Origin of the sequence: Dactylosporangium sp. NPDC048998, assembly GCF_043197855.1 — a bacterium.
Lineage (GTDB): Bacteria > Actinomycetota > Actinomycetes > Mycobacteriales > Micromonosporaceae > Dactylosporangium.
Window position 1 is genome coordinate 607188 of the sequence record NZ_JBICTV010000003.1, and the last position, 23744, is coordinate 630931.

At 72.1% G+C, this 23744-nt stretch carries 27 protein-coding genes and 1 pseudogene; 14 read left to right on the top strand and 14 right to left on the bottom strand.

Features of this window, described 5'->3' with window-relative positions; all coding sequences use genetic code 11:
• Window positions 1-84 precede the first annotated feature (84 nt).
• Window positions 85-399: pseudogene (locus tag ACGFI8_RS10280) on the top strand (EAL domain-containing protein); the annotation flags it as partial.
• On the opposite strand, the gene ACGFI8_RS10285 reads toward ACGFI8_RS10280, so the two are convergent.
• Complete coding sequence (locus tag ACGFI8_RS10285) at window positions 396-974, bottom strand: thymidine kinase (RefSeq protein WP_392802647.1); 579 nt, start codon at window positions 972-974, stop codon at window positions 396-398. The pseudogene ACGFI8_RS10280 and the gene ACGFI8_RS10285 sit on opposite strands and share 4 nt — an antisense overlap.
• 56 nt (window positions 975-1030) lie before the next feature.
• On the opposite strand from ACGFI8_RS10285, the gene ACGFI8_RS10290 reads away from it, so the two are divergent.
• From ACGFI8_RS10290 to ACGFI8_RS10300, 3 genes are all read left to right on the top strand, one after another.
• Window positions 1031-1345 carry a hypothetical protein gene (locus tag ACGFI8_RS10290; protein WP_392802649.1) on the top strand — a complete coding sequence of 105 codons (315 nt, stop codon included), beginning with the start codon at window positions 1031-1033 and terminating at the stop codon, window positions 1343-1345.
• Between the two features lie 46 nt (window positions 1346-1391).
• Window positions 1392-2150 (top strand): hypothetical protein, encoded by a 759-nt coding sequence (locus tag ACGFI8_RS10295; protein ID WP_392802651.1) that lies wholly within the window; start codon window positions 1392-1394, stop codon window positions 2148-2150.
• Window positions 2151-2311: 161 nt separating this feature from the next.
• Window positions 2312-2962 carry an MOSC domain-containing protein gene (locus ACGFI8_RS10300; protein ID WP_392802654.1) on the top strand — a complete coding sequence of 217 codons (651 nt, stop codon included), beginning with the start codon at window positions 2312-2314 and terminating at the stop codon, window positions 2960-2962.
• Here the strand turns inward: ACGFI8_RS10300 and ACGFI8_RS10305 are convergent.
• The 5 genes from ACGFI8_RS10305 to ACGFI8_RS10325 form a co-directional block, all read right to left on the bottom strand.
• A complete protein-coding gene (locus tag ACGFI8_RS10305) occupies window positions 2945-3808 on the bottom strand; it encodes a dioxygenase (RefSeq protein ID WP_392802657.1) in 864 nt (287 codons plus the stop codon). The genes ACGFI8_RS10300 and ACGFI8_RS10305 overlap by 18 nt on opposite strands.
• A 153-nt stretch (window positions 3809-3961) precedes the next feature.
• Window positions 3962-4189: a hypothetical protein gene (locus ACGFI8_RS10310; RefSeq protein ID WP_392802659.1), complete on the bottom strand. Its 228-nt coding sequence runs from the start codon at window positions 4187-4189 to the stop codon at window positions 3962-3964.
• A gap of 80 nt (window positions 4190-4269) precedes the next feature.
• On the bottom strand, window positions 4270-4935 hold the full coding sequence (locus ACGFI8_RS10315; RefSeq protein WP_392802662.1) for a phosphotransferase: 666 nt from the start codon (window positions 4933-4935) through the stop codon (window positions 4270-4272).
• Between the two features lie 88 nt (window positions 4936-5023).
• Entirely contained in the window at window positions 5024-5632 is a 609-nt protein-coding gene (locus ACGFI8_RS10320; protein ID WP_392802664.1) for a response regulator, read from the bottom strand.
• Window positions 5633-5669: 37 nt separating this feature from the next.
• Entirely contained in the window at window positions 5670-6482 is an 813-nt protein-coding gene (locus ACGFI8_RS10325) for a M20/M25/M40 family metallo-hydrolase (protein WP_392802667.1), read from the bottom strand.
• 412 nt (window positions 6483-6894) lie between these two features.
• Here ACGFI8_RS10325 and ACGFI8_RS10330 point away from each other — a divergent pair, with 412 nt between their 5' ends.
• Both ACGFI8_RS10330 and ACGFI8_RS10335 read left to right on the top strand, forming a co-directional pair.
• Window positions 6895-7245, top strand: a complete 351-nt coding sequence (locus ACGFI8_RS10330; protein ID WP_392802903.1) for an ankyrin repeat domain-containing protein — start codon at window positions 6895-6897, stop codon at window positions 7243-7245.
• Window positions 7242-7448 carry an RNA-binding S4 domain-containing protein gene (locus tag ACGFI8_RS10335; RefSeq protein ID WP_366224575.1) on the top strand — a complete coding sequence of 69 codons (207 nt, stop codon included), beginning with the start codon at window positions 7242-7244 and terminating at the stop codon, window positions 7446-7448. The genes ACGFI8_RS10330 and ACGFI8_RS10335 overlap by 4 nt, the downstream gene beginning before the upstream one ends.
• A gap of 140 nt (window positions 7449-7588) precedes the next feature.
• On the opposite strand, the gene ACGFI8_RS10340 is transcribed toward ACGFI8_RS10335, so the two are convergent.
• From ACGFI8_RS10340 to ACGFI8_RS10350, 3 genes are all read right to left on the bottom strand, one after another.
• Window positions 7589-8383: a carbohydrate-binding domain-containing protein gene (locus ACGFI8_RS10340; protein ID WP_392802670.1), complete on the bottom strand. Its 795-nt coding sequence runs from the start codon at window positions 8381-8383 to the stop codon at window positions 7589-7591.
• A 201-nt stretch (window positions 8384-8584) separates the two neighbouring features.
• On the bottom strand, window positions 8585-9424 hold the full coding sequence (locus ACGFI8_RS10345; protein ID WP_392802673.1) for an NADP-dependent oxidoreductase: 840 nt from the start codon (window positions 9422-9424) through the stop codon (window positions 8585-8587).
• Window positions 9425-9603: 179 nt separating this feature from the next.
• Window positions 9604-10653 carry a LacI family DNA-binding transcriptional regulator gene (locus ACGFI8_RS10350; protein ID WP_392802676.1) on the bottom strand — a complete coding sequence of 350 codons (1050 nt, stop codon included), beginning with the start codon at window positions 10651-10653 and terminating at the stop codon, window positions 9604-9606.
• A gap of 225 nt (window positions 10654-10878) precedes the next feature.
• Here ACGFI8_RS10350 and ACGFI8_RS10355 point away from each other — a divergent pair, with 225 nt between their 5' ends.
• Together ACGFI8_RS10355 and ctaD are read left to right on the top strand one after the other, a co-directional pair.
• A complete protein-coding gene (locus ACGFI8_RS10355) occupies window positions 10879-11208 on the top strand; it encodes a hypothetical protein (RefSeq protein WP_392802678.1) in 330 nt (109 codons plus the stop codon).
• A gap of 130 nt (window positions 11209-11338) precedes the next feature.
• Window positions 11339-13075 (top strand): cytochrome c oxidase subunit I, encoded by a 1737-nt coding sequence (ctaD, locus tag ACGFI8_RS10360; RefSeq protein WP_392802681.1) that lies wholly within the window; start codon window positions 11339-11341, stop codon window positions 13073-13075.
• Window positions 13076-13672: 597 nt separating this feature from the next.
• On the opposite strand, the gene ACGFI8_RS10365 is transcribed toward ctaD, so the two are convergent.
• The 4 genes from ACGFI8_RS10365 to ACGFI8_RS10380 all read right to left on the bottom strand — a co-directional run bounded on the left by ACGFI8_RS10365 (window position 13673) and on the right by ACGFI8_RS10380 (window position 18779).
• Window positions 13673-14050, bottom strand: a complete 378-nt coding sequence (locus ACGFI8_RS10365) for an STAS domain-containing protein (RefSeq protein WP_392802683.1) — start codon at window positions 14048-14050, stop codon at window positions 13673-13675.
• Between the two features lie 213 nt (window positions 14051-14263).
• Complete coding sequence (locus tag ACGFI8_RS10370; RefSeq protein ID WP_392802685.1) at window positions 14264-14836, bottom strand: isochorismatase family protein; 573 nt, start codon at window positions 14834-14836, stop codon at window positions 14264-14266.
• Window positions 14833-16119 carry a nicotinate phosphoribosyltransferase gene (locus tag ACGFI8_RS10375; RefSeq protein ID WP_392802687.1) on the bottom strand — a complete coding sequence of 429 codons (1287 nt, stop codon included), beginning with the start codon at window positions 16117-16119 and terminating at the stop codon, window positions 14833-14835. Before ACGFI8_RS10375 ends, ACGFI8_RS10370 begins: the two co-directional genes overlap by 4 nt.
• A gap of 35 nt (window positions 16120-16154) precedes the next feature.
• Window positions 16155-18779, bottom strand: coding sequence for a LuxR C-terminal-related transcriptional regulator (locus ACGFI8_RS10380; RefSeq protein ID WP_392802690.1), 2625 nt, complete (start codon window positions 18777-18779; stop codon window positions 16155-16157).
• A gap of 199 nt (window positions 18780-18978) precedes the next feature.
• Between ACGFI8_RS10380 and ACGFI8_RS10385 the strand changes: the two genes are divergently transcribed.
• The 6 genes from ACGFI8_RS10385 (at window position 18979) to ACGFI8_RS10410 (ending at window position 23219) form a co-directional block, all read left to right on the top strand.
• Window positions 18979-20532, top strand: coding sequence for a hypothetical protein (locus tag ACGFI8_RS10385; RefSeq protein WP_392802693.1), 1554 nt, complete (start codon window positions 18979-18981; stop codon window positions 20530-20532).
• A gap of 15 nt (window positions 20533-20547) precedes the next feature.
• Window positions 20548-20844, top strand: coding sequence for an ATP-dependent Clp protease adapter ClpS (gene clpS / locus ACGFI8_RS10390; protein ID WP_344620051.1), 297 nt, complete (start codon window positions 20548-20550; stop codon window positions 20842-20844).
• Between the two features lie 2 nt (window positions 20845-20846).
• Window positions 20847-21341, top strand: coding sequence for a DUF2017 domain-containing protein (locus tag ACGFI8_RS10395; protein WP_392802905.1), 495 nt, complete (start codon window positions 20847-20849; stop codon window positions 21339-21341).
• 47 nt (window positions 21342-21388) lie between these two features.
• Entirely contained in the window at window positions 21389-21880 is a 492-nt protein-coding gene (locus tag ACGFI8_RS10400) for a Mov34/MPN/PAD-1 family protein (protein WP_392802696.1), read from the top strand.
• A gap of 71 nt (window positions 21881-21951) precedes the next feature.
• Window positions 21952-22263, top strand: coding sequence for a MoaD family protein (locus ACGFI8_RS10405; protein WP_392802699.1), 312 nt, complete (start codon window positions 21952-21954; stop codon window positions 22261-22263).
• A 5-nt stretch (window positions 22264-22268) separates the two neighbouring features.
• Window positions 22269-23219, top strand: a complete 951-nt coding sequence (locus tag ACGFI8_RS10410) for a PLP-dependent cysteine synthase family protein (RefSeq protein ID WP_392802702.1) — start codon at window positions 22269-22271, stop codon at window positions 23217-23219.
• A gap of 23 nt (window positions 23220-23242) precedes the next feature.
• On the opposite strand, the gene ACGFI8_RS10415 is transcribed toward ACGFI8_RS10410, so the two are convergent.
• Window positions 23243-23590 (bottom strand): hypothetical protein, encoded by a 348-nt coding sequence (locus tag ACGFI8_RS10415; protein WP_392802704.1) that lies wholly within the window; start codon window positions 23588-23590, stop codon window positions 23243-23245.
• Window positions 23591-23744: the final 154 nt, after the last annotated feature.

The following is a 23744-nucleotide window of genomic DNA, read 5'->3' on the forward strand; positions in this document are numbered from 1 at the left end:
ACCGCGCACCGCGGGCTGCCGATAACCCTCGCGTGGGAGTGTGGCTGAGCGCGATCGAGGCCCTCGACGCGATGCACCGGGTCGGGCGTACGCATCGCGCTGGACGACTTCGGCACCGGGCGCTCGTCGCTGGGCCTGCTGCAGACGTGCCCGGTCGACATCCTCAAGGTCGACAAGTCCTTCGTCGACAACGTCACCATGGCGGGCCGGCACGCGGTCATCGCGACGGCGCTCATCAACGTCAGCGACGGGCTCAACCTCGACGCGATCGCCGAGGGCGTGGAGACCGCCGAGCAGGCGCGGGAGCTCTACCGGCTCGGGTACCGCTTCGCGCAGGGGTACCACTTCGGCCGCCCGGTGGCCGACCCGCAGTTCGCGCTCGAGTCGGCCGTCGCCTAGGCGATCGGCTGCGTGGGCACGGGCTGCGGCAGGACGACGCAGGTGCGGCAGCGGGCCTCGTACGTGTACGTCCCGTCGTCGGGCAGCGCGGTCGAGGGCGCGAGCTCGCGGATCATCGGCTCGCCGTGCTCGAGCACCTGGGTGTACACCGCGGAGAAGGAACGGCACCGGTCGCACACTGCGCGCCGGTAGGTCACGCTCGCCGGCCCGAGCTCCAGCAGCGCGCGCACCGGCGCGAACAGCTCGCCCCGGTGGTCGAGGTCGATCCCGGCGGCCACGACCCGCGTGCCACGGTTCAGCAGCCGCCGCACCACGGCGATGTCCGACAGCGCGAACATGTGCACCTCGTCGATGCCGACGACGTCGAGGTCCTCGTCGAGGGCCGAGGCCAGCGACGTGGCCTTCACGGTGGCGAGCGCTGCCCCGCTGCGCGACACCACGCCGGCGTCGCGCACGTGCCGGGCGCTCTGGAACACGCGGTGCCGCGCGTCGGTGTACTGCAGCGGCGACAGCAGGCTCACGAGCTCGAGCGACTTCCCGCTTTTCATCGGCCCGAGGATGACGGTCAGATCCACGGCGCAAAAGGCTACCTCGGCTTGCGAGCGCCGGCCGGAGCGGGCATGTTTGAGTCATGGACCTCGCTACGCCACCGAGCCGCCTGCGGCGTGGCGTGCGACGACTCGCGCTGACCATCTGCGCGCTCATCCTCGGCGCCGGCTTCACGCCCGCCCTGCCCTCCACGGTGGAGCCGGTCCCGCCCGCGCCCTTGTCCTTCACCGCCTCCGGCCCCTCAGCCGAGCGGTCCACTGTGGACGAGCCGGCCGCTGAGCAGGCCCCGCCGGTCGCCGCCGCCGTCGCGCCCGCGATCTCCGGCGCGCGGTCCCTGCCCGCAGGCCGGCACGTCGGGGCCGTGGCCGGCCGGGCCCCACCCGCACACCAGGCGTGAGACGACCCCTCCCCGACCGGTCTCGCTCCTCCGAGGTGCCCCTCCCATGCAGAACTTCTCCCACGACATGCAACAAGCGCTGGCGATCTGGCTGGCCCTGCTCGCCGCCGTCATCATCACGTTCCTGGTCCTGACCACCATCTCCCGCCGCGGCTCCGGCGGCCCGTCCTGGTGGAGTCGCCTGCGCAAGGCGATCCGCGATCCCGAGGCCGCCCGCGAGCGGCAGGCCAAGATCGAGCGCAGCGCGAAGGAGATCCAGGAGCTGCAGCGGTACAGCGCGGAGATCGCCGTCGCCGCCGAGCGCGCGACGGTCATGGCCGACCGCCGGCGCGCGGAGTGGGAGGCCGCCCAGCGCACCCAGGAGGCGGCCTGGCGCGCGTACGAGGAGGCCGAGCAGTCGGTCGACCGCCTGCGCCGCGCCAACGCGTTCCCGATGACCGAGGACGACCCGGAGATCCGCCGCCGCCACCTGGTGCGCATCGCCAACGCCGCCTACGACCGCGGCGAGATCTCGGCCGCCAACCTCGCCGACGCGCTCATGCATCGCAACGGCTGGGATCCGGCGGCGCACCCGTTCGCCCAGGAGCTGACGCTGCGGCGGGTCGTCCGGGACCGGAAGTTCCACGCTTACCAGGAGGCGTCGGAGATCGAGCGCCGGACCGCGAACGCCGCGGACATGGCGGCCGCCGCGAAGCGGAGCCTGGACGACGAGGCCTTCGACGCGGCGCTGCGGCTGCGCAAGGCCACGGCGGTGGCCCCGGAGCGCTCGTCACCGTCGTTTCTGACCGCGCCGGCGCGTTCCTGACCGCGGGTTGGGCTGCTCCTGGGGTACCTCGCCGGGGCGCGCGTCGTGCACGCCGGGCCCGGGGGACAGGTGAGCACCGTCGGCGGGCCGGGCATCCGGGCCGGCGAGGACCTGGCGCTCATTCACGCCTGAGCGGAGTACGACCGGATAGGTTGTCAGGCGTGGCCTATCTGCTCTCCGTGAACGCCGGCCGTCCCGAGCCGACCGAGCACTCCGACATGGGCGTGACCAGCATCGGGAAGCGGCCCGTCGAAGGGCCGGTGGCGATCACCGTGCCCGGGCCGCGCGGCACCGAGCCGACCGGCGTCGAGGGCGACCGGGTCTGCGACACGCGGTTCCACGGCGGGCCGGACCAGGCCGTGTACGCGTACGCCCGCGAGGACCTCGACCGGTGGGCCGCCGAGCTCGGCCGCGAGCTGCCCGGCGGCGTCTTCGGCGAAAACCTCACCACGGCCGGCCTCGACGTCACCGGCGCGCGCATCGGCGAGCGCTGGCTGATCGGCGACGAGGCCGTGCTCGAGGTGTGCGCGCCGCGCATCCCCTGCCGCACGTTCGCCGGCTGGCTGGGGGAGCGCGGCTGGGTCAAGCGGTTCACCGACCGGGCCGAGCCCGGGGCGTACCTGCGGGTCGTGCAGCCCGGCCAGGTGCGCGCCGGCGACGAGGTGCGCGTGGTCTTCACGCCGGCGCACGACGTCACGGTCGGGCTGGCCTTCCGCGCGTTGACCGGCGAGCCGGACCTGCTGCCGAGCCTGCTGGCGGCCGAGGCGCTGCCCGGCCGCACCCGGGAGACGGTCCTAAGCCGTCTGCAGTGAGCGCTTCGACAGGCCCATGAAGTAGCCGTCGATCACCGAGCGCACCGGCGCGTCGGGCCGGTCGGCGGCGCCGAGGGTGACGAACAGCGGCGTGTAGTGCTCGACCGTCGGGTGCGCGAACGGCATGCCCGGCGCCTGGCTGGCGAACCGGCTCAGCGTGTCGACGTCGCCGCGGGCCAGCGCGTCGGCGGCCCAGGCATCGAAGTCGGCGGACCAGCCGGGCGGCTTGCCCGCGCCCGCCCAGTGCTCGTGGGTGAGGAACGGCAGCCCGTGCGTCATGAACCCGGACCCGATGACGAGCACGCCCTCGGCGCGCAGCGGGCGGAGCCGGCGGCCCAGCTCGAGCAGGCGGTCCGGGTCGTGCGTGGGCAGGCTCAGCTGGAGCACCGGGACGTCGCCCAGCGGGTACATCACCATGAGCGGCACCCACGCGCCGTGGTCGAGCCCGCGGCCGCGGTGCTCGTGCAGCGGCTCCGAGTCGGGCATCGCGGCGGCGACCCGCCGGGCGAGCTCGGAGGCGTCCGGCGTGGCGTACTGCAGCGTGTAGAACACGGGCTTGAAGCCGCCGAAGTCGTACACCAGGGGCGTGCCCGCCGGCGTGGCCGACACGCTGAGCGGCGCCGACTCCCAGTGCGCGCTGACGATGAGGATCGCCTTCGGCTTGGGCAGGTCCAGCGCCCAGTCGAGCAGCTGCCGCATCCACTCGCCGTCCTCCAGCAGCGGCGGGGCGCCGTGGCTGATGTACAGGCTGGGCAGCGCCCCGTCCTCGGGCGTCCAGGCACGCTGCTCGCGGCTGGCCGGCACGGCGGCGGCGAGGTGTCGATCGAGAAGGGGCAGTGCGCTCATGAACTCCACGGTAGCGCTTTAGTTGAGCGCTCAACAAGGGCCGGGTGTGTCAAACGCGAACTCGGGACGGTCGGGAATAAGCGAAAAAACCGATATGTCCGGCACGGAGTGCCGGACATATCGGATAAGCGGGAAGGGGAGGATGCCGTCGTCTCAGTTGGGGTCGGTCATCGCGAGATCGGCGGCGCGCTGGAGTGCCTCGGCGACGGCGTGGGTCTCGGCGGCGCCGTACACGAGGACGAGCTCGCGGTCGGGGCCGCCACGGCGGTCGGTGGCGGTCGCGCGCTCCACGACGACGCGTGTGGTGGTGAGCTGGTCGTCTACGGAGATGTCCATGTCGGCCACGCCGATGTCCACCTGACGGACGAAGAGTTCTTCCATGAGCAAAAGCGTGGCGCCGCACACCCCCGGGTCACGCCGCCCCGCGCGGGTTATTCACCCCGCATGGGCCCTGGCCGGGGTCAGAAGTGGATGCGGGCGGCGGTGGTGACCAGGAGCTTGGCCTCCTGCAGGTGGGCCTTCTCTTCGGCGGTCACGTTGGGGTCGGCCGTGCGGCGGTGCACGGCCGCCTCCAGCTGCGACAGCGGGTTGTCGCGGGTGCAGCTCAGCAGCGTATCCAGGAACGGCTCGGCCTGATCGGCGAACGGGCCGGGGCCGGGCAGCACCGCCACGCCGGCGATGATCAGGGCCGTCATCGCCACGTCGAGCTCCGGCGGGCCCTCCATGCTGTTGCGCCAGTCGATGACCACCGGGCCGCCCTCGGTCATGACGACGTTTTCCGGGTGCAGGTCCAGGTGCAGGATGCGGGTGCCCGGATCGGTCGCCGCGCGGACGCGGACCTTGTGCAGCCGCTCGAGCAGGTCGGCCAGCACGGTGGCGCCGGAGTGCAGGTCGATGGTGCCGTCGCGGAGGGCCTGCAGCATGGTCGGGCCGTCGAGGCGCTCCAGGACCAGGTCGGCGCCGTCGGCCGCGTAGACGCGCGGCACCGGGTAGCCGTGGTCCGAGACGTACCGCATGATCGCCGCCTCGGCCGTCACGTCACCGCCCCGGCGGTATCGCCGCAGAACCCGCCGCTCGTCGAGCGCATATACATCAGCGTCCCGGCCGCTGGCGAGAAGTGCGGTCATGCCGCGACTCTACGTCCCCGGGCGGAATCCTTCAGCCCTTAGGACCACAGCCAGCCGTTCTCGTCAGTGTCCGAAAGCCGTGTGTATCTCAGAGCCACCCGTTCTCCTCGGCGAGGCGGACGGCCTCGGCGCGGGTGCGCGCGCCGGTCTTGCCGATCGCGGCGGACAGGTGGTTGCGCACGGTGCCCTCGGACAGGCCGAGCTGGCCGGCCACGTCGGCGGCCGTGCCGCCCTCGCGGGCGGCGCGCAGCACGTCGGCCTCGCGCGGTGTCAGGGGGCTGTCGCCGCTGGCCAGGGTCTCCGCGGCCAGCGTCGGGTCGACGACGCGCAGGCCGGCGGCGATCCGGCGTACCGCGTCGGCGAGCTGCCGGGCCGGCGTGTCCTTGACCACGAAGCCGGAGGCGCCCGCGGCCATCGCCCGGCGGAGGTACCCCGGCCGCCCGAACGTGGTCACCATCAGCACCCTGCAGGACGGCAGGGCCTTGCGTAGCGCGGCGGCGGCCGAGATGCCGTCCAGGCCCGGCATCTCCACGTCCAGCAGCGCCACGTCCGGGCGGTGCTCGCGGGCGGCCGCGACGACCTCGTCCCCGCGGCCGACCTCCGCCACGACGGTCAGGTCGGCCTCGAGGTCGAGCAGCGCGGCGAGCGCGCCGCGCACGAGCGCCTGGTCGTCGGCGATCAGCAGTCGGATGGACACCCCAGCATGGTGACACGGCGCCGGGGCGAGGCCCGCATCACTGCGCGAGATCGACGATCGTGCGCACGGCCGCGGCGACGACGTCGGCGGCGAAGGCGTAGTTCAGCGTGTCCGCGGTGTCGCCGGGGCGATGGTAGTGCGGGTTGCGGTAGTCCGCGGTGTCGGTGACCAGCAGCGCGCGCCGGCCGGTGGCCCAGTACGGCACGTGGTCGCTGCGCATCGCGGCCTCTTGGGCGAGGTCGGGCAGCACCAGCGGGAAGCCGGGGACCTCGAGGTGCCCGGCGAAGCGGGCCAGCAGGCCCTGCGAGGCCTCGTCCGCGACCAGCGCGACGAAATCGCCGCGCTCCGGCGGGTCGACGAACCCGGCCAGCTCGTCGGGGAAGTGCTGCCGGGCCGAGGTGAAGCCGATCATCTCGAACACGATCGCCTCGGTGCGCGGCGTGATGTGCGCCATGTGTGCCTCGCTGCCGAGGAAGCCGTCCTCCTCGCCGCCGAAGAGGCAGAACCGGATCGTGCGGGCCGGCAGGTCGGCGTCGCGCAGCGCGCGGGCCGCCTCGAGCACGCCGGCCACCCCGCTCGCGTTGTCGTCCGCGCCGGGGCTCTCCTCGACCGAGTCCCAGTGGGCGCACAGCTCCACGGCGTCGTCGGAGGTGCCGCCCTGGATCTCGGCGATGAGGTTGACCTGGTGCAGCTCGCCGCCGTAGCGCTCGACGCGCACCGCCAGGCCCATGGCGCCGAGCTCGTCGGTGACGTATCGCAGGCAGGCCGGCACCCCGGCCAGGTCCTCGAACCGTGGCCCGTGCGCGGTGAGCGCCTCGACGTGCGTGCGCAGGCGTTCCGGTGAGATCACCGTCACAGCGTAAGGGTGATCCAGACATGGAACAGCCCCCGAGGTTTCCGCGCTGGATGCGCATGGACCGGTCGGACTACACCGGAAAGCCTCGGGGGCTGGGTAACTGTCTCGTATTCGCCGGCCGCCATCCGGGCGGTCGCACGAAGTGCGAGTCCAGAGGACGGCGACTAGCGGATAGTCACCTCACGAGTCCCATTGCTACACAATTTTGGACCACCTCCTTTCCCGTGTACGCCCAACCTAGCCAGCGCTGCGGATCGGCGGCAACGCTTTTTCGGAAGCAACCCGGTCGCGCCGGGGTGAACGGGCGACACGGCAAGGTGCGGGTGCGCCGGCAGCTACGCTGCGCGATGTGAGTGAACCGACCCGCGAGGAGCCCGGCCAGGACGTGCTGGACCTCGCGCACCGCATGTTCGACCTGGCCCGCTCGGGCGCGACCGAGGAACTGGCCGGCTACGTCGACGCCGGCGTGCCCGTGAACCTGACCAACGACAAGGGCGACTCGCTGCTGATCCTGGCGGCGTACCACGACCATCCGGCGACCGTCGCCGCGCTGCTCGCCCGCGGCGCCGAGGCCGATCGGGCCAACGACCGGGGCCAGACGGCGCTGGCCGCCGCGGTCTTCCGGCAGAACCCGCGGACCGTCGGCGCCTTGCTCGACGCCGGCGCCGACCCGGACGCCGGCGGCCCGTCCGCGCTCGACACGGCCCGCTTCTTCGACCTGCCCGAGATGCTGAGCCTGCTGGAGGAGGCGCGATGAGGGACGTCGAGATCCGCGGCGACATGATCCGGCTGGGTCAGTTCCTCAAGCTCGCCGACGTCATGGAGTCCGGCGGCGAGAGCAAGGAGCTGATCCTCGACGGCGAGGTCACCGTCAACGGCGAGGTCGACACGCGCCGCGGCCGCCAGCTGCACCGGGGCGACGTCGTGCGGGTGCTCGGCGAGACCCTGCGGGTCGCCTGAAGATCACCGTACTCAGCAACTTCACAGCGCCGTTTGCGCCGCTGCCCAGGTCGGCGGCCCATGCTTTGAGTGTGACCGGCGCCGGAAAGCCGGAAGCCTCCCTGGATGGTCCACCGGCGCACGGTCACGCCAAGCGTTGCTCACGACGTTGCCGTGCTGGGGTGGTCAGCGGGTGCAACGGTGATGCGGTCGAGGTCGGGGCACCACCTGCCGGGGGTGTTCCCGGCCTCGACTGTGTTCCGACCCGCCTGCAGCTGCACCGTCACCGTCACCGTCGCGACCGAGCCCAATCCGCCGCTCGCCGGGAACGACACCTGGGTCCGGCGGCGCCCCGTGCCGATGGAGCAGCGCCGGTCGTCGGCGGACAGGTACGCGATCGTCACCCGGTAGTCGCCCGGTTGCGCAACGTCGACGCCCACGAAGCTCAGGTAGCGGCCGTTGCCGACGCCGGTGACCGCCCGGCCGCCGGAGGCCGCGGCGACCTCGCGGACCGTCATCTGCCCGGGCCGGCCGTTGCCTGCCGCCTCCGCCTCGATCGTCAGAGCCCCGGATGTCGTACCGCCGGCCCCGGCCGACGGCGACGCCGGCCCGCCCGTCGGGGTCGCGGTGGCGGTGGTGGGGACCGGCGACGGGGGCGCGGACGGGGTGCCGCTCGCGGCGGGCCGGGCGCTCTCGGATGCGCTTCCCGACGCGCCGCCGGAAGCCTGCGGCGACCCGGACGGCCGCGTCGGCTGTCCGGATGGGGCCGACAAGGCGGGCACGACGGGCCCGTCGACGAGATCCACCTCGGTGTGCCCGGGCGCGCGGGCCGGCAGGGCTCGCAGGGCCAGGACGACGGCGGCGACGACGATGAGCACCGCGGCGAACGCGATCCGTGGCTGTCGACGGGTGCCGGTCCGGCGCCGTCCGGTGTAGTCGGCGGGGCCGTCGATCATGCCGGTGAACCTACCGCCTGTTGCCGACGTTCGGGCAGTGCCGTGTTCCGCAGCTCCGGGTTTCCATGTCCACGGAGTGGAAAAGCGGCTTGTCGGATCTTGGCACCGCGGACCTGGCAGGAAGACGCGCTAGCGTCGACCGGTCTCTCGCGGGAGGAACGGTCCGCAGGTGACGCGGTCCGAGTCAGGAAATATCGGGTTTTATGGGGTCAAAACCAGCTTCCCGCGGACGTGGCCGGCGCGGAGCAGGCGGTGGGCGTCCGCGGCCTCGGCCAGCGGCAGCTCGCGGTGCAGGGCCACCCGCAGCAGGCCGCGGTCGGCCAGGTCGGCCAGCCAGCGCAGGTCCGCGGCGGCGGGCTCCGGGGTGACGTACCGGCCGCCGGCCGCGGTGATGGCCGGGTTGACCGTCGAGACGGCCCGGGCCGGGTCGCGCACCTCGCGCAGGGCGGCCGCGGTCGTGTCGCCGCCGGTCAGGTCCAGCGACACGTCGACCGGCTCGGTGAGCTCGGTGACCGGCTCGGCGCCCAGCTCGCGCAGGAATTCGTGGTCGGCGGGGTCGGCGGTGCCCAGCACGCGCTCGGCGCCCAGCGCGCGGGCGATCTGCACCGCGAAGTGGCCGGCGCCGCTCGCGGCGCCGTGGACCAGGACCACGTCGCCCTCGCCGGTGCCGGCCGCCCGCAGCGCCTGCAGGGCGGTCGCCGCACCCTGGGGCACCGCGGCGGCCTCGACGAACGTCAGGCCGGCCGGCTTGTGCGCGGCGTCGCGCTCGGCGACGGCGACGCGCTCGGCGTAGGCGCCCTCGGCGTAGGCGTACACCTCGTCGCCGACCACGAAGGAGGTCACCTCCGGGCCGCGGCTCACCACGACGCCGGCGAGCTCGTGGCCGGCGACGGGCGAGGCCGTGCGGGACAGGTCGGCCGGGTTCACGCCTGCGGCGCGGACCTCGATCAGGACCTCGTCCGCGGCCGGGTGCGGGTCGGGCACGTCCTGGAGGGACAGGGCGCCGGCGTCGTCCTGGGCGGTCAGCGTGATGGCCTTCACGCCTCCATGTCTAGCGGCTCCGAGAGCCGCGTGCAGGCGGATATGGCCAGGTAGAGGGAGGTGAGATGGTCTACCCCGGCGATGGTGAGCCAGGGCGCCACCCCGGCCGCAGCCCAGCCGGGGCCGACCGTCGTATGCGCTCCTTCCGATGCGCTTCCGATGCGCTTCCTATGCGCTTTCTATGCGCTCTGCCGCTTGACGAGCGTGGTGGGGAGCACCGGCGGCTCGTCCGACGGCTCGCCGCTCATGAGCGCGAGCAGCTTGCGGGCCGCGGCCGCGCCGATCTCCTCGACCGGCTGCTTGATGGTGGTGAGCGGCGGCTGGGTGAACGCCGCGAGCGGCAGGTCGTCGAAGCCGACGAGGGCCACGTCCTCCGGGACGCGCCGGCCGGACTGGCGCAGCGCGTGGAGCGCGCCGACGGCCATGAGGTCCGACGCGCAGAAGACCGCGTCCAGGTTGGGGCGGTGGTCCAAGAGCCTGGTCATCGCGTGTACCCCGGCCGGGCGCGTGAAGTCGCCGTACGCGATCGGCCCGGGCTCCAGGCCGGCGCGCTCGAGGCCCTCGCGGAACCCGGCGAGCCGGTCGACGCCCGCGGACACGTCCGGCGGGCCGGCGATCGTGACGATGCGCCGGCGGCCGGTGCGGGCCAGGTACTCCACCGCCTGGCGGGCGCCGCCGCGGTTGTCGGCGTCCACGTACGACAGGGAGCTGCCCTGCAGCGGCCGGCCGATCAGCGTCACGGGGACGCCGAGCGCGGGGAGCGTGACGACGAGGGGGTGGCTGCTGCGGCAGTAGATCAGCAGTACGCCGTCGATGTGGCCGCTGCTGAGGTACCGCTGCAGCGACGCCGGTCGCTCGCCCGCGGCCAGCAGCATGGGCATGTCACGCTCGGCGAACGCGGCACTGGCACCCGCCAGGACGCGGGAGTAGAACGGATCGGCGAAGAGGCGTGCGTTCGGCTCGCACACCACGGCGGCGACCGAGCGGGGGCGGCGGTCGACGGCGCGGGCGGCGCGCTGGCGGACGTATCCGAGCCGGTCGACGGCGTCGCGGACCTGCTGGCGGGCGGTCGGCGACACGCGGGCGGAGCCGTTGAGCACGCGGGAGGCGGTGGCGGAGGAAACGCCCGCGAGAGCGGCGACGTGGGCGAGGGTGGGGTGTTCGGCGGTGTCGTGCATGGGGTCGTGCGCGGGGTCCTGCGTCGTTTCTGGAGCGGCGGTAATCGACATCGCGACCTCCTCGGATAGCAAGTCGTCGATTTTGGGAGCGCTTCCATAGGGAGCGTCATACACCGTTTCTGCGGTGTCAACACGAGATTGCCGCAAGGTTTCGCCACCGGGCTTTGGTCTGTAAATTTCAGAGCCGCCCCGGCGGCCGGGGCTCGACGCGCCCGGTCCGGGTCTCTAGCCTGCTGGGCAGATAGATCCCTCTCGCAACCCCCAGGGAGGCAAGCCATGCGCGACTGGATCGCTGTCATCGTCGCGGTGCTCGGGGTCCTGCTGGTCCTCGCCGGTGCCGTCCTCATCTTCTTGCAGGCCCGTGCCGACGGCCACCTGGCCGCGCCGGCCGCCGGGCCCGCCGTCGACGACCTGGGCGCCGGCGTGACCGCCGAGGTGCCCGTCGCCCGGCCCGCCGCGGCCCCGGTCGCCAGCCGGCTGGTCAGTGCCGTGAAGAGCCCGACCCCGGCCGACCGCCTGATCTTCTGGGGCATCGTCCTGCTGGTGCTGGCGGCGATCGCGGCCGGCGCGATCAGCTTCGACCTCGGCGCCAGGGGCGGTAGCTGAACCCCAGCGATTTCGCGCCAACGGGGGAGACTATTCTGCCTGCGGGGTGACGTGTTGATCGCGCTGCCGATCGCCCGGCGCCTCGTGGAGCTGGCTCGCCAGCTGGTTCAACAGCCCCAGGAGGCCTTTCGTGACCACCGTCGCACCGAAGCCGATAGTCACCAGGCCCTGGCCGGTGCACAAGCCGGTCAAGGGCTCGGCGTTCGCTCGGCTGCTGCGCACCACGGACGCGAAGCAGATCGGCCTGATGTACCTCGTCACGTCGTTCGTGTTCTTCATGATCGGCGGGTTCATGGCGCTGCTCATGCGCGCCGAGCTGGCCCGGCCGGGCCTGCAGTTCCTCTCGCCTGAGCAGTACAACCAGCTGTTCACCATGCACGGCACGATCATGCTGCTGTTCTTCGCGACGCCGATCGTGTTCGCCTTCGCGAACTACATCACGCCGCTGCAGATCGGTGCCCCCGACGTGTCGTTCCCCCGCCTCAACGCGTTCGCCTACTGGCTCTACGCGTTCGGTGGGTCGGTCACGCTGATCGGCTTCATCACGCCGGGCGGCGCCGCCGACTTCGGCTGGTTCGCCTACGCGCCGCTCAACAGCATCATCAACTCGCCCGGCGTCGGCGCCGACCTGTGGATCGTCGGCCTGGTGCTCTCCGGCCTCGGCACGATCCTCGGCGCGGTCAACATGATCACCACCGTGCTGACCCTGCGGGCGCCCGGGATGACCATGTTCCGCATGCCGATGTTCACGTGGAACATCCTGGTCACCAGCGTCCTGGTCATCATGGTCTTCCCGATCCTGGCGGCCGCGCTGCTGGCCCTGGAGGCCGACCGCCGCCTCGGCGCGCACGTGTACGACGCCGAGACCGGCGGCGCGATGCTCTGGCAGCACCTGTTCTGGTTCTTCGGCCACCCCGAGGTGTACATCGTGGCGCTGCCGTTCTTCGGCATCATCACGGAGGTCATCCCGGTCTTCAGCCGCAAGCCGGTCTTCGGCTACAAGGGCCTCGTCGGCGCGACGATCGCGATCGGCGCCCTGTCGATGAGCGTGTGGGCGCACCACATGTTCGCCACGGGCCAGGTCCTGATGCCGTTCTTCTCGTTCCTGAGCTTCGTCATCGCCGTGCCGACCGGCATGAAGTTCTTCAACTGGATCGGCACGATGTGGCGCGGCCAGATCACCTTCGAGACGCCGATGCTCTTCGCGATCGGCTTCCTGGTGACCTTCCTCTTCGGTGGTCTGTCGGGCGTGCTGCTGGCGAGCCCGCCGATCGACTTCCACGTCTCCGACACGTACTTCGTGGTGGCCCACTTCCACTACGTGCTCTTCGGCACGATCGTGTTCGCGGTGTACGCCGGCATCTACTTCTGGTTCCCGAAGATGACCGGCCGCATGCTCGACGATCGCCTGGGCAAGGTCCACTTCTGGCTCACCACGATCGGCTTCCACACCACGTTCCTGGTGCAGCACTGGCTCGGCACGCAGGGCATGCCCCGGCGGTACGCCGACTACCTGGCGAGCGACGGCTTCACCACGCTGAACACGATCTCCACGATCGGTTCGTTCATCACCGGCCTGTCGACGCTGCCGTTCCTGTGGAACGTCTGGAAGTCGTACAAGACCGGCCGGGTCGTCGAGGTCAACGACCCGTGGGGCCACGGCATGTCGCTCGAGTGGGCGACGTCCTGCCCGCCGCCGCTGCGCAACTTCGACAGCATGCCGCGCATCCGCTCGGAGCGCCCGGCGTTCGACGCGAAGTTCCCGGCGCACGCCCCCGGCCACTCGCTGGAAGCCCCGCCGCCCGGCGGCGCCAGGCCGCTGAGCCACGAGGCCGACGGCGGCGCGACGTACGAAGAACAGCACTGACCCACCGCTCTCCAGGAACGCCCCCGGGGCCCTCAGGCCGCCGGGGGCGTTCCCGTTCGTGGCCGATGCCGATCCGAGCCGGGAGCGTCCACCTGAGCCCGTCCCTGGGACACCTCAGCGGGCGGGGTTTTCCGTGATTCGCAGGCCCGGTCATCGCCGCTCGGACTTGGCTTCTCGGGGTGGGCTGCGCAGGACTGGGATCAGCCGCGGCGTCCGGTCGTCCGTACGTCGTTCGGGTGCGCCGCGCTGCCTGGGCGGCGACCGGGCCGTGCTGCGTTGCTCAACTGCCCGCTGGGCCGCGTCGGCGGGATGGCGGATCCGGCGGGAGGATGGCGGGCCGGCCCGGGGTCGCGGCGGCGGAAGTCGCGCCCGGAACTGGAAAGGTCGGATGGCAGGGTTTCGCGGCCCGGGTGACATTTCCGATAAATCCGGCGCCGTCGCTCGAATGGGCGAACCCCGTGTGGGTGACGCTGCGTATATGACACTTCTGTGACACGCCGATGGAGCGCCGCCGTCGGGGTGAGGGGCGGGGCGCTCCACGGAGTGTTGTGAACGAGGCCGGCCGGGGCCGGGGAGAGAATTACGTTGGGTGATCGATCAGGCGGGCTGGGTGACGCCGCGCTCGCGCGGGGCGGGGAGCCTGCCGGACACGGTGCCGGGCGGGATCGGCACGCCGAGGATGTCGCTCACGCCCACCACGGCGAACAGGCGCGCGATGAACGGATTGGGACGGCGAATGTCGAGCTTGACGCCCATGCTGTGGCAGATGCGCTTGGCAACGACGAGCGTGCCGATGCCGGTGGAGTCGAGGAACGTGACCCCCGCGAGGTCGATGACGAGGAGGTCGATGCTTCCGTCGAGCACTGAGCTCACTGCGGTGCGGAGCTCCTGAGCGGTCTCATAGTCGATTTCGCCACTCAGCGTCAGCACTGCCTCCCGCTGATCCGAAGGGCGAGTCTCGATCGACAACTTCACGTGACCCTCCTGGTGCTGAGCCGTCCACCATGGACGACCCTTCGAGGTCCCGCAAGCGTAGCGAAGTCTGGCCATTTTCGCCACGCTCCGTGTAGGCGCTCCTTACGTTGTGACGTGAGAAGTCCTCACATCGGGTGCGGAACCGCTTGCCCGGATGACGGTACACGTCGGTTGTTACACGGCAAGTCCAGCCATGTGCCATCCGCCGGACGGTCAACTCCCGGCTACGACCGGTTCACCGATCAAGGTCACGCCGGCCTCCCGCAGCTCCACCAGGGCGGATGCGGTCGTGGCCGGCTGGACGCCCGCGGTGAGGTCCAGGAGCACGGTCGTAACAAAGCCCTCACGCACCGCATCGAGGGCGGTCGCCCGCACGCAGTGGTCGGTCGCGATGCCGACCACATCGACCTCGGTGACGTCCCGCTCGCGCAGCCATTCGGCGAGGCCGCGGCCCTCGGCGGCGCCCTCGAAGCCGGAGTACGCCGCCGTGTACGACCCCTTCTCGAAGACCGCCTCCACGCGCGCGGTGTCGAAGGAAGGGTGGAAGCCGATCCCGGCCGTACCGACGACGCAGTGAGCCGGCCAGGTGCTGACGTAGTCGGGGTGCGCGTCGAAGTGGGCACCGGGATCGATGTGGTGATCCTGCGTGGCCACGACGTGGTCCCAGTGCCCGTCTGCCAGCGCGGCGGAGATCGACGCGGCCACGGCCGCCCCGCCGGCGACCGCGAGGGAGCCGCCCTCGCAGAAGTCGTTCTGCACGTCGACGACGATCAACGCCCGCGTCATGCGGAGCCTCCAGACATGATGACCGGGACCGCCGGGTCGCCGGCGGAGAGCTTGAGCCCCTCCCAGGGGATGGAGATGAGGCACTGGCGCAGGTGCTCGCGGGAGTCGGCGAGCGTCGGCAGGTCCTCGGCCGGCTCGCCGCCGCGCAGCAGGGTCCGCTGCAGCGGCCGGTCGTGCGGCCGCGGCTCCGGCGCGCCGAGCGAGACGACGATCTCCTCGGTCGCGGTGCCGGTGGGCTTGTGCCGGCGTACCGCCGTCTTGCGCCCGCCGACCGTGCCCTTGTTCTCCGAGCGCTTCACCACCGGGCGTCCGTCGACCTCGACCAGCTTGTACACCAGCCCGGCGGTCGGCGCGCCCGAGCCAACAACCACCGCGGTGCCCGCGCCGTAGGCGTCGACCGGCTCGGCGGCGAGCGCCGCGATCGCGTACTCGTCGAGGTCGCCCGACACGATGATCTGGGTGTCCGTCGCGCCGAGCGAGTCGAGCAGGGCCCGGGACTCGGAGGCGAGCACGGACAGGTCGCCGGAGTCGATGCGCACGGCCCGCAGGTCGGGGCCGGCCACCGCGATCGCGTTGCGGATGCCCTGCGCGATGTCGTAGGTGTCCACCAGCAGCGTGGTCTGCTTGCCCAGCGTCGCCACCTGCGATCCGAACGCGGCCGGCTCCGAGTCGTGCAGCAGCGTGAAGGCGTGGGCGGCGGTACCCGTGGTCGGGATGCCGTAGCGACGGCCCGCCTCGAGATTGGACGTGAACGCGAAGCCGGCCAGGTAGGCGGCCCGGGCGGCGGCGACCGCGGACTCCTCCTGGGTGCGGCGCGAGCCCATCTCGATCACGGGGCGCCCGCGGGCGGCCGTGACCATCCGGGCCGCGGCGGCCGCGATCGCGCTGTCGTGGTTGAGCACGGAGAGGACCAGCGTCTCCAGCACCACGCACTCGGCGAACGTGCCGCTGACGGTCAGGATCGGGGAGCCGGGGAAGAACAGCTCGCCCTCGGCGTAGCCGTCGATGTCGCCGCTGAAGCGGTACTTCCCGAGCCACTCGGCCGTCTCCGCGTCCACGATGCCGCGGGCGGTGAGGAACTCGATCTCCTCCGGCCCGAAGCGGAACTTCCCGATGAGATCCACCAGGCGGGCGTTGCCGGCCACGACACCGTAGCGCCGCCCGGTCGGCAGGCGGCGCGCGAACACCTCGAACACGCAGTGCCGGTCGGCGGTGCCGTCGCGCAGGGCCGCGGACAGCATCGTCAGCTCGTAGTGGTCGGTCAGCAGCGCACTACTCGTCACACGACCAACATATGCCACCCGCTATAGGACGCCGATCACTCCTCGGGCGGCAGGGAACGCAGCGCCGCGGCCAGCTCCGCCCGGCCGGTCACGCCGAGCTTCGCGTACACGCGCATGAGGTGGTTGTCGACCGTACGGGAGGAGAGGTACAGCTGATCGGCGATCTCCTTCGACGGCACCCCGGCCGCGGCCAGCCGCGCGATCTGCCGCTCCCGGCCGGTCAGCATCGGCTGCGGCACCACCAGCGCCGGCGTGACGGCGTGCGGGCACTCCAGGCGCAGCTCGGCGAGGCGCTGGGAGGCCCGCGGGGTCTGTGGCGAGCGGATGCCGCGCAGGAGGGTCACCGCGCCGGCGGCGGCCTCGGCGGCGAAGAGGTACATCTCTATCTCGGCGAGTTCGTCGGCGACCGACAGCAGCGACCCGCCGTCCTCCTCGGCCATCGCCCGCACGTGCCAGGCCATGGCGGGCGCGAGCCGGCCCTCGACCGCCTGCGCGAGCTGGGCGATGCGGCTGTTGACCTCGGCCGCGAAGCCGAGCCGGGCGAGGTCGTAGAGGGCGAACATCTCGTGCGCGGCGAAGCCGTCGCTGCGGTTGCGCGCGGCGAGCAGGCGCAGCACCTCGGCGGCCGTGGGTATGTCCCCGGACGCGACGGCGACCCAGGCGCGGGCCTCCTCGATCCACGGGTACAGCACCTCCATGGAGCGGTAGTGCGCCTGCTCGGCGAGGGTGAACGCGCTCGCGGCGGCGACCGCGTCGCCCAGCAGCGCGGCGATGTGCGCCCGCTCCGCATGGGCGAGGGCCACGAAGATCCGCCCGGTGGCGAGCATGGCGCTGGCCTGGCTCGCCGCGCGGCCGGCCTCCTGCAGGCGCCCGCGCAGCCGGGCCGCCTGCGCGCGGACGATCTGCAGGTAGCCGGAGCCGAGCAGGAAGTTGCCCGCGTCGGCCATGCCGGCGAACTCGGTGGCCACGATCGCGTCGACGGCCGCCAGGTCGCCGGCGAGGATCATGGCGGTGCCGCGGGCCAGCTCGATGCCCAGCTGGATGTACGGCACCTCGGCCCGCCACTGGGCGGCGTCGGCGTCCAGCGACGCCATCGCCTTGACCGTCTGCACCGGGATGCCGCGCATCGCCTGCAGGTGGCCCATGTTGCTGCGGGCCAGGGCGCGGGGCCCGGGCGCGCTCGCCGGGCTGTCGAGCACGGTGCGGGCGAGGGTCAGCGCCTGGGCATAGTCGCCGCGGTGCAGGCGCATGGTCGACTCCACCGACAGGGAGAGGGAGCGCTCCCGCAGGTCGCTGAGCTTGTGGGCCTGGTGGTTCATCTCGTCGGCGGTCGACGAGTCGCCCAGGCCCCACTGCGAGGTGATGTGGCGGATCGCGAGCCACCGGCTGCGCTGCGCCTCGTCGATGATCTGGTCCTCGTTCTGGTCGAGGATGCGCGCGCCCTCGTCGGGGCAGCTGGCGAACATCAGGATCGTGGCGAGCGTCTCGGCGGCGTCGAACCCGCCGCCGGCCGCGACGGCGGCCTTGCCCAGCCGCATCGCCAGGGCCATGTCGTAGGTGGCGAAGGCGAGGCGGCAGGCGTTGAGCAGCAGGATCGGGTCGCGGGCGGTGTCGCTGTCCAGCCGCCAGACGGCGACCCGCAGCAGGTCGTCGCGGCGGCGGGCGCCGGTCTCCTCCACCAGCGTGGCCAGCTCGGCGAGCAGGCGCCGGAACCGGGTGACCGGGCAGCGGCGGCGCACGACCTCGCCGTACAGCGGATGGGCCAGCCGGACCGTGGTGCGCCGGTCCTCCACGACGACCCGCACCAGCTGCCGCTCCTCGGCGATCTCGACGGTGGCCAGGTCGGTGGCCTTGACCAGCAGCGGCAGGCCGATCGGCTCGCCGAAGGCGACCAGCTCCAGCACCGCGCGCTCCTGCTGGGTGAGCTGGCCGATGCGGGCGTCGACCACCTCCGTGAGGGTGGGCGCCAGGTCGACCTTGCCGGTCCAGCGCTGCATGCCGTAGCTCTCGATGATGTCGCCGGCGGCGTGCGCGGCGATCACCAGCTCGCGCAGCAGCAGCGCGTTGCCCTGGGAGAGCTGCCACAGCCGGTCCACGGACGCCGAGTCGACCGGGCCGCCGAGCACCTGCTGCAGCAGGTCGGAGGTCTCCTGCGCGGTGAGCGGCCCGAGCTCGATCCGCTCGACCAGGTCGTCCTTCCACAGCGCGCTGATCGGGTCGTGCACCGTCTCGCCGGTGCGCACGGTGCCGATGACCGTCGCGTTCTCCGAGCGGGCGACGTAGTACACCAGCGCGGCCGACAGCGGGTCGAGCAGGTGCGCGTCGTCGATCGCGACCACGATCGGCCGCCCGGCCGCCTGGCGGTGCAGCGCGTCGACGGCCCAGCGCAGCAGCCCGGCCGGCGAGCCCCCCGCAGGCTGGTCCGGCGGGAGCACCTGGGCCAGGCCGCCGAGCGGCAGGCCGGCCGTCGCGGCGTTGGCCGTCGCCGTCCAGACCGCAAGTCTGTCCTGGTCAAGGGCCTGGACGCCCTCGCGAAGCAATCGGCTCTTGCCGATGCCGGGCGGGCCGCCGAGAATCAATCCGCGACCGGTCGCACCGGAGGCCGCATCGGCGACTCGGATCAGTTCTGCGCTTCTGCCGACAAAACTCCAGGGAGGCACAGTCGCAGCATATCGATACGTTGATTACTCGGCGTACCCGCGGAAGCACGAACTTTGAGTAGTGCGTTCCACCCCAGTTGAGTAGCTCCGACCCTGCTGCTGTAAGTGTCCGTTCACGTAGCGTTCCGGTGCCCCGCCGCGCATGGCCCGCGAGCTGCGCGCGGGCGGGCCTTCCCGGGCGTGCACAAGGAGGTCGCACATGGGCTTCGGGGTCCTGCAGGCGCCGCTGATCGATATGACTGTCACGTCTTCGCCGGGATACGGCGTCACGACGAGCGGGAGTCCAGTGTCCGCCATGCCGGTTCGCGGCAGCCGGAGTCACCGGCGGCCGACCGCCCCGTTCCATTCGTCCCACCATTCCTACGCCGTCGTCGCCGGCACCCCGCGCGGCGGGAAGACGGCCCTGGTCGACGCGCTGATCCGGCGTACCGCCGAGGAACCGATCGACGCCGGGGACGCCTGGCTGGTGTTCCGGCACGGCGAGCGCGCCGACGCGTGGGCCTTCGTGCCCGGGCACCGCGAGCCGCGCCCGTTCCCGGACCGCAGTTCGGTCAAGGGCCCGGTCCGCCCGGCCCGCCGGATCGAGATCACGCACCCCTTCGGCCTGCTCGAGCGGGTCGCCCTCGTCGACACGCCCGGCAGCGGGGGCAGCGGGGGCCCTGACGCGGCCACCGCCGAGATCGTCCTGGACGCCGCCGCCGGCGGCCTGGGCCTGCTGTTCGTGGTCGACGCCGCGGCCCCGCTCACCCGCGCCGACCTCGACATGCTGGGCGCCGCCGACGGCCGGGTGGAGCGGATCGCGTTCGTGCTCACCCGCATCGACCAGTACGACGAGTGGCCGGAGATGCTGGCCGCCAACCGGGCGCTGCTCGCCTCACGCGGCCCCCGGCTGGCCACCGCGCCCTGGTTCCCGGTCTCGCTCGACCCCGCGGGCGTGTTCGGCGTCGCCGAGCTGCGTCACATGCTCGAGACGTGGGCCGACGAGCGGGCCTGGTTCGACGCACAGGCCGACGAACAGGCCGGCACCCGCACCGGCGGGGTCGCCGCCGCCACAGTCTCGGTGACGGGTGATTCCTGGGAGGAAATGCTCGACCGGGAGATCCGCGCCAGGCGGCTGGCCGCCATGGAGCGCGTCTCGATCGACCTGGCCACCATCCACGTGCGCTGCGTGCAGGAGCTCGGCTCCGGCAAGGGCTGCCCGGAGCTGCCCCGCGTGCTCGATCGGCAGCTGCACGCGCTCTCCGTGCGCAGCACCCGCGTGCTGCACGCCGACACCCGCGAGGTGATCGGCGCCGTCTTCGGCTCGCTGCTGGACAGCCCGCCGGACGAGGCCGTGCTCGCCCGGATCGCCGCCGCCGCCCGGCGGGCCGTCGACGCCGCGCGTGAAGACGGGCGCGAGCGGCACCGGGCGCTGCTGGTGACCACCACCTCCGGCGTCGCCGCGCTCACCGGCACCGGGGCGCTGGACAGCCTCTCCGCGGTCGGCGGGGCCGGCGAGGACGCCGGGCAGGTGCTCTCGCCGCTGGGCATCGGGCTCAACGCCGGGTCGTACGCCATGTGGCAGCCCCGGCACGCGCCGGGCGGGCCGCCGAAGCTGCCGGACAAGAAGGACTGCCGGCGCTGGCTGCAGCACGCGCTGCGGGAAGTCGAGGTCGAGCTCGATCACGAACTCGGCGAGCGGTACGCGGAGCTGCGCCAGGCGCTCGCGATCATCGCGGGGGACGCGGTCGACCATGGCGTGCTGCTCGCTTGATGGCACCATGATGGTATGGCGGCGCCGCAGGTCCTACCGATCGAAGAGACCCACGTCGAGGTTGACGAGGTGCCCCAGACCGACCGTCCGTGGGTGACCGTCGTCTGGAACGATCCCGTCAACCTCATGAGCTACGTGACCTGGGTCCTGCAGAAGCTGTTCGGATACAACAAGGAGAAGGCCGAACGCCTTATGCTCGACGTGCATCACAAGGGCAAGGCGATCGTGACCAGCGGTGTGCGCGAGCGCATGGAGTACGACGCGTCACGGTTGCAGGCACACGGCCTCTGGGCGACGGTGGAACAGTCGTGACCATGTTCGTTCGCGCCGGCAAGGCGTGCGTCGCGCGGTTCGGCCCGGGCGAGGCCGCCGTGCTCAACGAGGTCATGCTCGAGGTGATCACCCTGCTGTCGGAGGGGTTCGACCGCGCCGACCCGGTGATCGAGCGGTTGTTTCCCGACGTGTATCGCGACGACCCCGCGCTGTCGGCCGAGCTGCGCCGCTACACGGAGGACGATCTGCGCTCGGCCAAGCTGGAGCAGGCCGCGATGCTGCTCGACGCGCTGCCGGTCGAGGGCGGCGAGGTGGCGCTCGACGAGGAGCAGGCGGAGGCCTGGCTTCGCGCGCTGACCGACGTCCGGCTCACCCTCGGCCTGCGGCTGGGCATCGTGGACGACGACGTCGACATCGAGGCGGAGCTGGACGAGGCGATCCTGAAGGATCCGACGTCCGCCCGGGTGGGGCAGCTGTCCGTGTACCAGTACCTGACGTACCTGCAGGAGTCGCTCGTCGGCGCCCTCATGGCGTGAGGGCGGTCACGGGCTAGTGTCGCTCGGGTTTCGGTACGCTGTCAGGCGTGCTGACCATCGACGCCGCGATCCTCGACGCGATTGTCGCGCACGCCCGCCGGGACCACCCGGACGAGGCGTGCGGGATCGTCGCGGGTCCGGCCGGCTCCGACCGGCCGGAGCGGCACGTGCCGATGGAGAACGCGGCCCGGTCCATGACGTTCTACGAGTTCGACTCCAAGGAGCAGCTGCGGCTGTGGCGGGAGATGGACGACGCCGACGAGGAGCCGGTCGTGGTCTACCACTCGCACACCGCGACCGAGGCCTACCCGTCCCGCACGGACGTCTCCTTCGCCGGCGAGCCCAACGCGCACTACCTGCTGGTCTCCACCCGTGACCCGGAGCTCACAGAGATCCGGTCGTTCCGCATCGTGGACGGGGTCATCACCGAGGAGCCGGTTCAGGTAGTTAATGCAGTCGTGGATCCGAACGCCGTCCAGACCTACCTCTTCGGGCAGAGCCCGGCGACCGTCGACTACGAGTGTCAGACCGGCAGCTGATCAGCCGCCGTGCAGCACTCGTCCGTTTCGTCGTCGTCCAACGCTCATGCCGTACCAGAGGAGAAGAGATCATGGCTATCGAGGTTCGTATTCCCACCATCCTGCGCAGCTACACCGGCGGTGCCAAGACCGTCGAGGGCTCCGGGGACACGATCGCCGACCTGCTGACCGACCTGGACTCGCGCCACGCGGGCCTGAAGGACCGGCTCATCACCGGTGAGGGCGGCCTGCACCGGTTCGTCAACGTGTACATCAACGACGAGGACGTGCGGTTCCTCGGCGCGCTCGACGCGAAGCTCAACGACGGTGACTCCGTGACGATCCTGCCCGCGGTCGCGGGCGGCGCGTTCGCGTTCGCCGCCGCGCACGCCCTGCGGGGCTGATCGGCGTGGCGCGCTACGAGTCCCTCCTCGACGCGTGCGGAAATACGCCGCTCATCGGCCTGCCCCGGCTCTCGCCGAGCGCCGATGTGCGGCTGTGGGCCAAGCTCGAGGACCGCAACCCGACGGGGAGCGTCAAGGACCGCGTGGCGCTGTGGATGGTGAAGGCGGCCGAGGATTCCGGCCGCCTCCGCCCCGGCGACACGATCATCGAGCCCACCAGCGGCAACACCGGCATCGCGCTGGCGATGGTGGCGAAGCTGCGCGGGTACCGGCTGGTCTGCGTCATGCCGGAGAACGTGTCCGCCGAGCGGACCTCGATCCTGCGCATGTACGGCGCGGAGATCATCTTCTCGCCGGCTGCGGGTGGCTCCAACCGCGCCGTCGCCGTGGCGAAGGAGATCGCGGCCGAGCACCCGGACTGGGTCATGCTGTACCAGTACGGCAACGAGGCCAACGCGCGCGCCCACTACGAGTCGACCGGGCCGGAGATCCTGCGCGACCTGCCCACGATCACCCACTTCGTGGCCGGCCTGGGCACCACCGGCACGCTCATGGGCGTCGGGCGGTACCTGCGCGAGAAGGTCGAGGACGTCGAGATCATCGCCGCCGAGCCGCGCTACGGCGAGCTCGTCTACGGCCTGCGCAACCTCGACGAGGGTTATGTGCCGGAGCTGTACGATGCGACGGTGCTCACCCGGCGCTTCTCGGTCGGCACGCGCGACTCGGTGCTACGCACCCGGCAGCTGGTCGAGGTCGAGGGCATGTTCGTCGGCTTCTCCACCGGCGCCGTGCTGCACGCCGCGCTGGCCGTCGCCCACCAGGCGCTCAAGGCCGGCAAGCGGGCCGACGTCGTGTTCCTGGTCGCCGACGGCGGGTGGAAGTACCTGTCGACCGGCGCCTACGGCGGCACCCTGGCCGAGGCCGAGAGCGCCCTGGAAGGCCAGCTCTGGGCCTGAGGGCGCGCCGACGGCACAAGGCCCTACAGGCCCGTGACGACCCAGCCGGTCAGCAGGGTCACCGAGGCGACGCCCAGCAGTGCGAACGGCAGCCGGCGGCGGTGCACGCTCGCGAACGCCGCGATCGTGCACGCCAGGCCCAGCAGGCCCACGATGATGACGGTGGGGGCGTACCAGTCGCGGTACTGCCCGATGAGCCCCACCAAGGCTCGCAGTGCCACCGCCATGCCGCCGAGGCCCAGCGCGGCCGCCCAGGCGCACACGGCGGCGATCTGCCGGTTGGCCGGGCGCGGGTCGGCCGCCGTCGGCAGGCGGAAGGCGTTCGGCAGGTGCCGGCGCAGTTGCTTCACGCGAGACACGTAGACCGACAAGGTGGCCTCCTCTTACCCGGTGCTGGCTCACTGGGTGCAACGAGGGAGGTAGTGGTGCGTGACGCAACCGTGTCACGTTGGCGACATCTGGCGTCCGATCATTCAGCCTGGGCTGCCAGTCCGGCGTAGGCTGCGCAGCGTGACGGGCCATGCC

Bases quoted from the DNA above. Each gene is read 5' to 3' on its own strand.
- ACGFI8_RS10290 (WP_392802649.1), top strand. From the start codon at position 1,031: ATGGACCTCGCTACGCCACCGAGCCGCCTGCGGCGTGGCGTGCGACGA.
- ACGFI8_RS10295 (WP_392802651.1), top strand. From the start codon at position 1,392: ATGCAGAACTTCTCCCACGACATGCAACAAGCGCTGGCGATCTGGCTG.
- ACGFI8_RS10305 (WP_392802657.1), bottom strand. From the start codon at position 3,808: ATGAGCGCACTGCCCCTTCTCGATCGACACCTCGCCGCCGCCGTGCCG.
- ACGFI8_RS10310 (WP_392802659.1), bottom strand. From the start codon at position 4,189: ATGGAAGAACTCTTCGTCCGTCAGGTGGACATCGGCGTGGCCGACATG.
- ACGFI8_RS10315 (WP_392802662.1), bottom strand. From the start codon at position 4,935: ATGACCGCACTTCTCGCCAGCGGCCGGGACGCTGATGTATATGCGCTC.
- ACGFI8_RS10330 (WP_392802903.1), top strand. From the start codon at position 6,895: ATGTTCGACCTGGCCCGCTCGGGCGCGACCGAGGAACTGGCCGGCTAC.
- ACGFI8_RS10335 (WP_366224575.1), top strand. From the start codon at position 7,242: ATGAGGGACGTCGAGATCCGCGGCGACATGATCCGGCTGGGTCAGTTC.
- ACGFI8_RS10340 (WP_392802670.1), bottom strand. From the start codon at position 8,383: ATGATCGACGGCCCCGCCGACTACACCGGACGGCGCCGGACCGGCACC.
- ACGFI8_RS10350 (WP_392802676.1), bottom strand. From the start codon at position 10,653: ATGTCGATTACCGCCGCTCCAGAAACGACGCAGGACCCCGCGCACGAC.
- ACGFI8_RS10355 (WP_392802678.1), top strand. From the start codon at position 10,879: ATGCGCGACTGGATCGCTGTCATCGTCGCGGTGCTCGGGGTCCTGCTG.
- ACGFI8_RS10370 (WP_392802685.1), bottom strand. From the start codon at position 14,836: ATGACGCGGGCGTTGATCGTCGTCGACGTGCAGAACGACTTCTGCGAG.
- ACGFI8_RS10385 (WP_392802693.1), top strand. From the start codon at position 18,979: ATGGGCTTCGGGGTCCTGCAGGCGCCGCTGATCGATATGACTGTCACG.
- clpS (WP_344620051.1), top strand. From the start codon at position 20,548: ATGGCGGCGCCGCAGGTCCTACCGATCGAAGAGACCCACGTCGAGGTT.
- ACGFI8_RS10395 (WP_392802905.1), top strand. From the start codon at position 20,847: ATGTTCGTTCGCGCCGGCAAGGCGTGCGTCGCGCGGTTCGGCCCGGGC.
- ACGFI8_RS10405 (WP_392802699.1), top strand. From the start codon at position 21,952: ATGGCTATCGAGGTTCGTATTCCCACCATCCTGCGCAGCTACACCGGC.